Raw genomic sequence first — 11,801 nt, 5'->3', positions numbered from 1 at the left:
GTGAATTTCGGTTTAGATCTCCTTTGGGCATTGGGACTTTCCATCATCGCAACGGTATCCCTTCAGGAAATGGCTGCCAGGATTGGTTTGGTTACCCAAAGTGGTTTGGCTAATGTGATTTCGACATCTTTGGGAAAGGGCTTTTTCCGGTATTTTTCCCTGCTATTGATATTGACCGCTATTGTCATGGGAAATGCAGCTTATGAGGCAGGCAATATAAGCGGTGGAGTCATGGGCATGGAACTCTTTTTTCAGGTGCCAATCATTGAATTTGGCAAGCTACAGGTTAACCTGATGAACTTGCTGATTGGAGCTGCTGCTTGGTTCTTATTGATGACAGGTTCCTATCAAAGAATTACAAAAATTTTAACAGCTTTGGTGATTTTGATGAGTCTGGCCTTTCTTATCAATGCAATAATGGTCCGTCCTTCTTTTATTGCAATATTCCAAGGGTTCAAACCAAATATTGATCAAAGCAATATACTCCAAATCGTGGCTTTGATAGGGACTACAGTGGTGCCATATAATTTGTTTTTACACTCATCCCTAGTGGGTGAAAAATGGCAAAAAATACAAGATTTAAGAGCAGTAAGAGTTGATACAATAGTTTCTGTTGTTTTGGGAGGATTGGTTTCCATGGCTATAGTAATCACCGCAGCAGGAAGTGGTGTTAAGGAAATCAATTCAGCCCTTGAACTGGCGATAGGTATAGAGCCATTACTGGGAACATTTGCCAAATACTTTATAGGGTTTGGATTGTTTGCTGCAGGCATTACTTCGGCCATCACAGCACCTTTGGCGGGCGCATTTGTGGTAACTGGAATTTTTGGTTGGTCAGGAGATTTAGGTAAATCACCCATGCGCTGGAGCATAAGTGGAATATTGGGCTTAGGACTGCTCTTCGCATCTTTTGGAATCAAGCCTGTACAGCTGATCAACCTGGCCCAATTTGCCAACGGTTTGTTGCTTCCCTTGTTGAGTGCATATATTCTTTGGCTGGCCAATAAATCCTCCCTTATGGAAAAGCAAAGCAATACTTTAATTATCAATCTACTCGGTTTTGCAGTTTGGCTAATCACTTTGGTATTAGGAGCTATGAGCGTGGCAAAAGTAATGGGCTGGATTTAAGAATTAATAAATAAGAAATTGATTAATTTACTCTTTAAATAAATATAAACCCTATGAAATCGATTTTACAGCTGTTACTAATTTTCATGTATTGTCCTTTAGTTTTCGGGCAAGGCACGCAATTACTCAGAGAACCCAGTATATCGGATCAGTATATCGTTTTTGTCCATGCCAATGATCTGTGGCGTGTAGATAAAAATGGAGGTGATGCCATCCGTTTAACCACCAATGAAGGAATGGAACAATTGCCTCATTTTTCCCCTGACGGAAAACACATTGCTTTCACTGCCCAATATGATGGAAATACGGATGTTTACGTCATACCTGTGGAAGGAGGAGAACCAAGGAGGCTTACTTGGCATCCTGGGCCTGATTTGGTTTCCGGTTGGGCCCCGGATGGAAAGCATATTCTTTTCACTTCAGGAAGAGAAAATGTTCCTACCAAAGAATCAAGATTTTATAAAATTTCTCTGGAAGGTGGCATGGAGGAAGCCCTCCCTATTCCAAGAGCAGTCAATGGCAGAATCTCCGGTGACTCAAAGTATATTGCTTATCAACAGATTGCATTCTGGGATCCAGAATGGAGAAATTACAGGGGTGGACAAGCCAAGCCAATATGGATTGTGGATATGGAGGATTATTCCCTTAAAATGACCCCAAGATCTGACAATGAAAGACATACACAACCTATTTGGCATGGAGATAAGGTGTTTTTCCTTTCAGAACTCGATTTTGCCAGTAACATCTGGTCTTATCATCCCGGTTCAGAGGAGCTGAAACAAGAAACATTCCATACAGATTTTGATGTTAAAAATCTGGATTCCAACGGTGAAGAAATCGTTTATGAACAAGGAGGATTCCTTCACTTGTTAAACCCAGTTACTGGAGAAAGCAAGCAACTTGAAATTTATGTCAAAGGTGACTTTCATTGGGCAAGGGAACGTTGGGTGGAGGTCAAGTCAAATGGACTTTTAAATGCTTCCCTATCACCTACTGGCCAAAGAGCACTTTTCGAGTACAGAGGAGAAGTTGTTACCGTACCGAAGGAAAAAGGCAATGCCCGAAACCTGACAAACAGTTCCAATGCTGCCGAAAGAGCACCTGTATGGTCTCCTGATGGACAACAAATAGCTTGGTTTTCGGATATTTCAGGTGAATATCAGCTGATGATCAGTGATCAGGAAGGGCTCAAAGCAGCCAAGGAAATCAAACTTCCCAATAAGTCATTTTATTTCAAGCCTGCCTGGTCCGCTGATGGAAAATACATTTCATTTACAGATACAGACTACAATTTGTGGTTGGTCAATGTCAGTAGCGGAGATTCCAGAATTTTGGATACGGATCGCTTTGCGCACCCCAACCGTTCACTCAATCCTGAATGGTCTCCTGATGGAAAATGGATAGCCTATTCAAGACTCTTGGACAATCAATTCAAAGCGATCTTTTTGCACCATGTAGAGAGCAATAAGAAAATACAGGTAACTGATGGCATGGCTGATGTAATCTCTCCAATTTGGGATAGCAAAGGCGAATACCTTTATTTTTTGGCCAGCACAGATTTTGGCCTGAATACAGGTTGGCTGGACATGAGTTCGTATGATAGGCCCATCAACAGGAGTCTATATGCAGTGGTCTTAAGCAAAAAAGGTAAATCACCTTTCCTTCCGGAAAGTGATGAAGAAGTAGAAAAGGAGGAGAAAAATGGAGATAAAAAGGATGACAAAAAAGTTCAGGTCCAAATCGATGAGGAGGGTTTAAGTCAAAGAATTATCCCAGTTGACATTACGGCAAGAAATTATACAGCCTTATATTCCGGTCCTGAAGCCCATGTTTTTTATGCAGAAAGTGTACCCAACGAATCCGGTCTGAAGCTTCATCGATACAATTTCAAGGATCAAAAATCAGAGGTATTCCTAGAAGGAATCAGTACGGCGGCAGTCTCTCATGACCGCAAATCAATGCTTTATCAAGCAAAGGGGAATTGGGGAATTGTAGAGACAGAAGGAGGTACAAAGAAAACTGGCGACGGTGCCTTGAAAGCCCTTTCAGGTTTCAAGATTAAAGTGGATCCGCAAGCGGAATGGAAGCAGATTTATCGTGAAGGATGGCGTTATCAAAGGGACTTTTTGTATGTGGACAATGTACACGGGGCTCCTTGGGACGAAATTTACGAATGGTACCTTCCGTGGGTAGACCATGTCAAGCATCGGACGGATATGAATTATGTTATAGATATTTTGGGTGGGGAAGTAGCCGTAGGACATAGCTATACCTCCGGTGGTGACTTCCCTGCCATCAAAACGGTTCCCATTGGTCTTTTGGGAGCGGATTATATCCAAGATAATGGTAGGTACAGAATCTCGAAAATCTATAATGGAGAAAGCTGGAACCCTACCATCAAAGCACCTTTGGCAATGCCGGGACTGGAGGTTAAAGAGGGAGATTATATTTTGGAAGTCAATGGTGTAGCAGTAAATTCCGATGATAATCTTTATAAGTTTTTTGAAAATACAGTAGACAAACAAATCCGACTCCGCATCAATGACAAGCCTGAATTGCAAGGTTCGAAATTGCTTACCGTAGTTCCTATTGCCAATGAAAACGGCCTGAGGATGATGGATTGGGTGGAAGGTAACCGTAGAAAAGTAGACGAGTTGTCAGAGGGCAAATTGGCATATGTATATGTTCCCAATACAAGTCAGCCTGGATACACTTATTTCAACCGCTATTATTTTGCCCAACAGGACAAAAAGGGGGCTGTTATAGATGAAAGAAATAATGGAGGAGGATCTGCTGCTGATTATATGGTCGACATTATGGCAAGAGAGCTGCACGGATATTTTAATTCCAGGGCAAGTGACCGAAGACCTTTCACCACACCGATGGCAGGTATTTGGGGGCCTAAAGTCATGTTGATCAACGAGCGGGCAGGATCCGGCGGAGATCTTCTCCCCTACCTCTTTAGCAAGATGGAAATTGGACCATTGATCGGAACCCAAACATGGGGTGGATTGGTAGGAACCTGGGATACACCATCATTTATTGATGGTGGCCGAATGGTAGCTCCCAGAGGTGGGTTCTTTGATGTTGATGGAGAATGGGCTGTGGAAGGCGTAGGTGTCGCACCGGATATTGAAATAGAACAATTGCCAAAATTGGTGATAGAAGGCCAAGATCCTCAACTTGAAAAGTCAGTTCAGGAGGCTCTTCGCTTACTGGAAACCCAAGGGGTGGAGTTAAAATCTGAACCTGAGGCACCTATTAGATATTTCAGGCCTGAAAAGAAAGACTGAATCAGAAACTAAAGAAGGCGGAAAATACCTTGCCGCCTTCTTTCTTTTTTTATGATTTTAAGCATCTAATTGGTATCAATTTCGTTTGGACGGTAAAAATCCCTGAATTAGTTGCTATTTTTTCAATTGTTATCTCAAATGATTGAATATTATTCATTACTTTTCAAATCTAAAGTCTAATCACCAAGTCAAGATCTATGAGCGTATTTTCTGTTATCACAGGATCGGGAAAGTATATTCCTGAAATAGTAGTCAAAAATCAAGATTTTCTGAAAAATCACTTTGTAAATGAAAAAGGGGAAGATTTGCCAAAATCAAATGAAGATATTGTCAATAAGCTACAGGAAATCACAGATATACAGGAGAGACGATATTTAAGTAAAGAGTACAATACTTCTGATATGGGTTTTTTTGCTGCAGAGCAGGCTATTAAAGCATCAGGTATAGATCCTGAAAAACTTGACTATATCATTTGTGCACACAACTTTGGAGATATTCTTCACGACAATAAAAAATCTGATCTTGTACCTTCATTGGCCTCAAGAATCAAACATTTACTTAAAATAAAAAACCCCTACTGTGTAGCATATGATTTACCTTTTGGTTGTCCGGGATGGGTTCAGGGAGTTATTCAGGCAGATTATTATATCAAATCTGGAGATGCTAAAAGTATATTGGTAATAGGCGCTGAGAGTCTTTCAAGAATTTCTGACCCGCACGATATAGACAGTATGATCTATTCAGACGGTGCTGGTGCGGTGGTGGTAGAAGCTGAAAATTCAGAAAAACCTATTGGAAACCTAGCACATAAAACACGATCAGATACTTTTTCGGAAGCACATTATTTAAAAATGGGTATCTCATATCATCCTGAATTTGAAGACAATACCCTCTTTATGAAGATGAATGGTAGAAAGTTATATGAGTATGCTTTAAATACTGTACCTCAACTTGTAGTGGATACCATAGCAAAATCCGGCGTGCCCTTTGGAAAAATCAAAAAAGTATTGATCCATCAGGCCAATGCCAAAATGGATGAAGCCATCATTCAGCGTGTTTTTAAGTTGGCAGGGGCCAATGGGGTAAATTCACATGAAATTATGCCCATGACTATTTCCAAGCTTGGAAATAATTCCGTGGCTACAGTTCCCATTTTATATGATATGATTGTAAGAAACGAGTTGAATGGACATCAGATCAATTCTGGTGACCATTTGGTATTTGCATCAGTCGGAGCAGGAATGAATGTCAATGCATTTGTGTATTTGGTGCCTTAAACAAAGCTAGTTGAAGATAGCCTGTTACTTTTAGCATTGAATTTTAAAGGCAACATAAGAATTTTGATTTGATCGACACTTATAAAAGTTCATAAAGATGAGGCGTAGCTTTTAACTACGCCTCAATCAATGCCTTCAAGTCCGATAAATTATTTTCTTGTTACGGCTGACCAATCTGGGTGAATTCTAAGTGCTCGGTTTTCAAAATTTATAGGCTGGATATTGCCGTTGATTTTTGTTTTTCCAAAGTAAAAATTGAACCCATTAGCGATATAAAATATCATTTCAGTTTTATCAGGGGAAAGTGTAAAAGACTGAGGCAAATCAGTTTCGGAAAACCCAAGTTTATTCTTGATTTGGATATCATCAGTTCCATCTAGATTCATCATCCAAGGTTCAAGGAAAAAGCCTGGGGCATTGAATCTTTGCATATAAACTATCGTGTTGCCATTTACAACCCTAGGTGCAAGGAAGGAATAATCGGTGGTTTCTTTAAGAATTTTAATATCACCGCCATTTGAGTTCATTGTTGCTATAGAACGCTTGGCAGGCTCCCCTACCTCATTAATGAAATATATACCCAAAAATTTATTACCGTTGTCAAGAATCTCGTTTACCGAAAATGATTCCCCATTATCTAATTCAAGTTCAACTCTTGCCGCAGTTTCAAGATCATAGGTAACTACTTTATTCCCACTTCTGAATGTAATTTTCTTGCTGTCAGGGTGCCAAACCGGATTAAATTGATTCATAAACCCAACGTTTGTGTTTTGTTCAAAAGGAATCATTTCCAAATTATCACCATTTGCATCCATAAGGAAAAGCTGAACAGAATTATTTTCCTCGATTCTATCGTGAAAGATGAGTTTTGTTCCATCAGGAGAAATTCTAATAGAGTTCGGAAAGCTGATTACTTTATCCAGAAGTAATTTTTCATTTGTCCCATCCAATTTTGAGGTATGAAATTTAAACTCTGTGAAATTGTCCAATCCTTTTGAATATACAATTCTATCTCTCAATATGGCTTTGCAGCTGACTTCAAATTCTACGGATGTTGTTCCATCAGCTGCGACAGTCACCTCTTTGAGCATATTTCCATTTCCCGTACAGTGAGATGAAATATTTGTCAACTCTACATTGTATAGCCCAACTCTTTTATTTGGAATGGTATACTCCCCGTTTGCATCAGTATTTAGTTCTGCAGAGCCTTCTACCTTTAAAGTATATCCATCCGGATCATCATCTGCGCCCAAAGTGCTGATTTTGACCAGAATATTCCCCGTTGGTTCCGGATCATTGGTATTAGGTGCTGTAGATTCTTCCTTATCACATGAACTTAAGAAAAGCATTGTGCCTACTAGGAAAATAAGAAATGTCTTATTTCCAATACGAGAGAAAAGTAAAGCAGGAATTATTTCACTTGAAATGACAGTCTTTTCGTGAAGCTTTGTTGAGCTCGAAAACTGTCTCAATCCGGATTTTGTTGGATTTTTCATAAAAGGTACTGATTAGGTTGAAAATAATATCAAACCCATATCCAATACCCTTGAGTCTTGTTACCAGTATTTTTTCATTTTATATTCAAAAATTCATAAAAAAATATTTCCAATCAGATAAGTAATTGCATGACCCCTGATTTTCACCCTTTGTTCTGCTAATTCACAGCTAAGTTTTCCACCTCTATGTGAAACTTGATGTGCCAAAAGATGCATTTTACCTAATTTTTGTGCCCATAAGGGTGTCAAACTGGTATGCGCGGAACCTGTAACTGGATCTTCGGGCACACCCACCAAAGGGCCAAAAAAACGGGAAACGAAATCAACTTCATCACCAGGCGCAGTAACAATAACTCCCCTAGCCCTGATCTGGGAAATCTTATGCAAGTCATAATGAAGTGTCTTGATTTGCTGCTCATTATCAAAAATGAGGATAATGTCGGATTTTCCTTTATAAGCCTCTGTCGGAACTGGTTGAAAAGGTGCCGTCAACCAGGGTGAAAGTTCAATTTCTTCTATTAGGTCAGTAGGAAAATCCAATTCTAAAGACCCATCGCTTTTTTTCATTACGGATAAATCTCCACTTCTATGAGAAAAAAATGAAATTTGATCTCCATCAAAATTTTCATGCTCAAAAAGTACATGTGCAGTAGCCAAAGTGGCATGTCCGCACAGATCCACCTCAATTCCAGGGGTAAACCACCTTATCAAGACTTTTTCACCATCTATGATATAAAAGGCTGTTTCTGAAAGATTATTTTCCTGCGCGATTTTTTGAAGTATATCATCTTCAAGCCAGGATTCTAGTGGAACCACTGCGGCTGGGTTTCCGGCAAAAACCTTATCTGCAAAGGCATCTACCTGATAGATTTTCAGTTCCATATCTTTAAAATTATATCAATACAATAACCATTCTTTCTTGACCATCATTGAAATTTGCGGTAAGGATGTTAATTCCAAATTAATCACATTCCATACCTACCAATGATTGAATATAGCGATTTTTAACTATTCTGTCCATACCCTTTGCATTTGAAAGCAGGAACAAATCAGATTCCAAAAGGGTATAAAACCAAAAAATGTCTAAAACAGGTATGCTATGAAATAGGTCAAAAAAAGACCGGAGAAATCCGGTCTTCTCTATGCTACTCTGATTTTAAAGAATATACTGGATTTACCCTGGAAGCTTTAAGTGCCTGAAGCGTCACTGTCATGTAGGCTATAAAGAGAATTATACTAGCTGCAAGGACTATAAACCACCATTCAAAATCAATCCTATAAGCATATCCGGAAAGCCAATCCTGCATTAACCAATAGGCTATGCCAGATCCAATCAAAATGGATATTCCTACTATCGTGATGAACTCTTTATTGATCACATTCAAGATAGAAAAAGTTGAAGCCCCAAGTACTTTTCTAATTCCTATTTCTTTTGTTTTTTGTTCTGCGATATGTGCCGATAAACCAAATAAACCCAAACATGAGATCAGAATGCAGAGTATGCTGAAGTATTTGGCAAGTTCCTTGGTCCTCATATCCTCTTCATACATCCTTGCATAATTTTCATCCATAAAACTGTAATCAAAAGGAAAGAAAGGCTCAAAGGTTTCTGTGACATTCCTGATCTCAGCTAAAGTTTGCTGAATATTATTGGCATTCAATCTTACGTATCCCCTTGATGCATAAGTCGGTTCTAAATTTATTATGACAGGTTCCATCCCCTGATGCAAACTCTGAAAATGAAAATCTTCTACGACTCCAAGAATCCTCTGCTCCTCATTCCAGGAGAAATTGCTGACTTCAGGATTGTCTTTTGACATCAATTCAAAGGCCCGCTTATTCAGAAGTACCGCATTGCTGGTATCACTGACTCTGTCTCTTGAGAAATTATCACCTTGAATTAGCTTTATACCTGTGGTTTCAAGAAAATCATAATCCACATTCATAATTTCGAACAAGGCTGTAAACTCAGGATCTTTTCCTTCCCAACTGACGGACCCTGTATTGGAATTTCTTCCTAATAAAGAATGGCTTGCCCTACTTGCAAGTTGAACTCCTGGCAAAAGCTCCAATTGGTTTTTGTACTCTTCAAAATTGTTGAAAAGTCTTCCTTCCAAGTTGACAATCAGTAACTGCTCTTTATCATAGCCTAAGTCTTTGTTCAAGGTAAAGTCAATTTGTTTGAATACCACGATGGTGGCTACGATCAACATGGTCGCAAGAATGAACTGGAATAATACCAGTCCTTTTCTAGCCATTACCACACCTTTTCCTGAGCGTGTGAGGTTTCTGAAAACAGATACAACCTTGGTTGCGGAAAGGTAGAATGCAGGGTATGAACCTGCAATGATTCCAGTAACCAAAAGGATACCCAATAAATACAGCCATGCCCTCAAATCACCGTAAGGAACTGTCATGGTTTTGCCAGTTAGGTTATTGAAAATAGGTAATGTCAGTTGCACTAAAATCAGAGCAAGAAGACCTGCTAAAACCGTTAGAATGATGGATTCTGCAAGAAATTGTTGAATTAGTCCATTTCGGTCTGCCCCTACTACTTTTCGAACACCCACTTCCTTAGCCCTTTTTTGTGATTTGGCAGTTGAAAGATTCATGAAATTGATGCAGGCAATGATCAGCACAAACAGTCCAATAATTCCAAACAACCTCACGTATTCAATTTTTCCGCCAGCTTGTTTTCCATCTACAAACTTTCCTCTCAAATACAATTCAGCCTGTGGATAGGCAAACAATTTGACATTACTTCCTTCAAATTTTTCTGAAATAAAATTCTCAATATTGGCAGAAAAATTTTCCCAGTCAGAATTTTTATTCAATTTCACAATGGTATTTGGACCGTTATTTCCCCATTGTTTCAACCAAGAGTTATATGGTTTTTCGAAGAAAAAATCAAAAGGCAAAATGAAATCAAAACTTCCGCTAACATTATCTGCCTGAGTATCCAATACAGCAATTACCTTAAATGCTGTATCTTCATCAGTCTCTTTGAAAGTCACAGATTCTCCTATGACGTCGGTTCTTCCGAACAGTTTGATAGCGGCTTCCTTGCTCAGTACAATATGGCTGATTTCATTAAGGGCTTGATTTCTGTCCCCATGCAAAATATCATACTGCATGATATGAAGATAATCTGGTTGTGCATAAAAGCCCGTTAGGTTCAGTTTATTATCTTCATAGATAAACAATCCGGATTGATTCCATGAATAACAAGCCGATAACTCTACTTCAGGAAACTCCTCTTTCAATGCAGCTGCTAGAATTCCTGGTGTAGAAGTGGTGGTGAAAACTTCAGAACCATAGATCTGATGTTCCATTATCCTGAAAACCTGATCGATTTCCCGGAAAGACCTGTTCATGGTCATTTCGCTCTTTACCCATAAACCAATGGATAAGGTAGCCCATAATCCTAATGCCAGTCCAAATAAATTAATGAAAAAGGTCAACTTATGCTTGGCAAATCCCCTTAGTGCGATTTTGAGGTAGTTAGAAAACATGGTGTTGAAAGTTTAAGTGGTTGGAGGTTGGATAATAGAAATAAGAAGCGAGAACCGAGATACGAGATTATGCCTATTCAATATTTAGTTTTGTACCTCATTTCAAACTTGTAATAGTTTCATCTATTTAGATTTAAAACTGGTTCTATGTTCCTTATCTACCGAGTAACAAATGGAAATGAGTAAATCCGAATGATGCTAGATTTTTATATCGCCGAAGGCATATATCAATTTATATCGCAATGCATATATCTGGTTGGACATAATCAGACCTTAATACTAATGTTTCTTTAAGCTTATTTCTACCCCCTGAACTTCTATCAAATATGAAACTGCTCTCTTATATTTTCGGTGACAACTTTACCATCAAATAGATTGATGATTCTGTGTGCATAATTGGCATCGTGGGGAGAGTGGGTGACCATCACAATAGTGGTTCCCTCATTGTTCAATTCTTCCAAAAGTCTCATCACTTCTTCTCCGTTTGCAGAATCAAGATTACCTGTAGGTTCATCAGCAAGGATCACTGAGGGTTTGGCTACTATTGCCCTGGCAATGGCCACACGCTGCTGCTGTCCACCTGAGAGTTGTTGAGGGAAGTGATCTTTTCTATGCATGATGTTCATTCTTGTCAACACTTCTTCCACCCGTCTTTTTCTTTCATCTGCAGGAGTCTTGAGGTACAATAAAGGCAATTCCACATTTTCAAAACAGGTCAGTTCATCGATCAGGTTGAAGCTTTGAAAAACAAAACCAATGTTACCTTTTCGTAACTGGGAACGCTGTCTTTCAGAATATTGCGCCACTTCATTGTCTATAAAATAGTACTGACCTGAGTCAGGGTTATCCAAGAGCCCGATGATATTTAGTAAGGTAGATTTCCCACAACCTGATGGGCCCATGATTGCTACAAACTCGCCTTTCTTGATTTCAATATTGATGTCATCCAACGCTGTAGTTTCTACTTCTTCTGTGGTGTAAAGCTTCTTGAGGTTTACGGTTTTGATGATGTTTTCCATGGTTGTATTAGTATGGTAGATATTAGATTTATGATTTTAGATTTTTTCTTGTTTCTTTTTGGCATCCTCAGATCAC

At 39.1% G+C, this 11,801-nt stretch carries 7 protein-coding genes; 3 read left to right on the top strand and 4 right to left on the bottom strand.

The genetic code is table 11. The features are described 5' to 3' along the window. The 3 genes from EA341_RS05310 to EA341_RS05300 form a co-directional block, all read left to right on the top strand. A partial coding sequence (locus EA341_RS05310; RefSeq protein WP_293011989.1) for an NRAMP family divalent metal transporter occupies positions 1-1,128 on the top strand: 1,128 nt, incomplete at its 5' end. Positions 1,129-1,181: 53 nt separating this feature from the next. Then, a complete protein-coding gene (locus EA341_RS05305; protein ID WP_293011987.1) occupies positions 1,182-4,421 on the top strand; it encodes a S41 family peptidase in 3,240 nt (1,079 codons plus the stop codon). A 197-nt stretch (positions 4,422-4,618) separates the two neighbouring features. Further along, the gene (locus EA341_RS05300) at positions 4,619-5,698 is read left to right on the top strand and encodes a 3-oxoacyl-ACP synthase III family protein (protein WP_293011985.1); all 1,080 of its coding nucleotides are present in this window, start codon (positions 4,619-4,621) and stop codon (positions 5,696-5,698) included. A 149-nt stretch (positions 5,699-5,847) separates the two neighbouring features. On the opposite strand, the gene EA341_RS05295 is transcribed toward EA341_RS05300, so the two are convergent. The 4 genes from EA341_RS05295 to EA341_RS05280 all read right to left on the bottom strand — a co-directional run bounded on the left by EA341_RS05295 (position 5,848) and on the right by EA341_RS05280 (position 11,725). Continuing rightward, entirely contained in the window at positions 5,848-7,194 is a 1,347-nt protein-coding gene (locus EA341_RS05295) for a hypothetical protein (protein ID WP_293011984.1), read from the bottom strand. Between the two features lie 93 nt (positions 7,195-7,287). Next, positions 7,288-8,076: a PhzF family phenazine biosynthesis protein gene (locus EA341_RS05290; RefSeq protein WP_293011982.1), complete on the bottom strand. Its 789-nt coding sequence runs from the start codon at positions 8,074-8,076 to the stop codon at positions 7,288-7,290. A gap of 263 nt (positions 8,077-8,339) precedes the next feature. Then, a complete protein-coding gene (locus EA341_RS05285) occupies positions 8,340-10,706 on the bottom strand; it encodes an ABC transporter permease (RefSeq protein WP_293011980.1) in 2,367 nt (788 codons plus the stop codon). Positions 10,707-11,026: 320 nt separating this feature from the next. Further along, positions 11,027-11,725 carry an ABC transporter ATP-binding protein gene (locus tag EA341_RS05280; RefSeq protein ID WP_293011979.1) on the bottom strand — a complete coding sequence of 233 codons (699 nt, stop codon included), beginning with the start codon at positions 11,723-11,725 and terminating at the stop codon, positions 11,027-11,029. Positions 11,726-11,801: the final 76 nt, after the last annotated feature.

Source organism: Mongoliibacter sp. (assembly GCF_007692705.1).
In the GTDB taxonomy this organism is placed as follows: Bacteria; Bacteroidota; Bacteroidia; order Cytophagales; family Cyclobacteriaceae; genus Mongoliibacter.
This window is presented reverse-complemented; position numbering and strand designations above follow the sequence as displayed.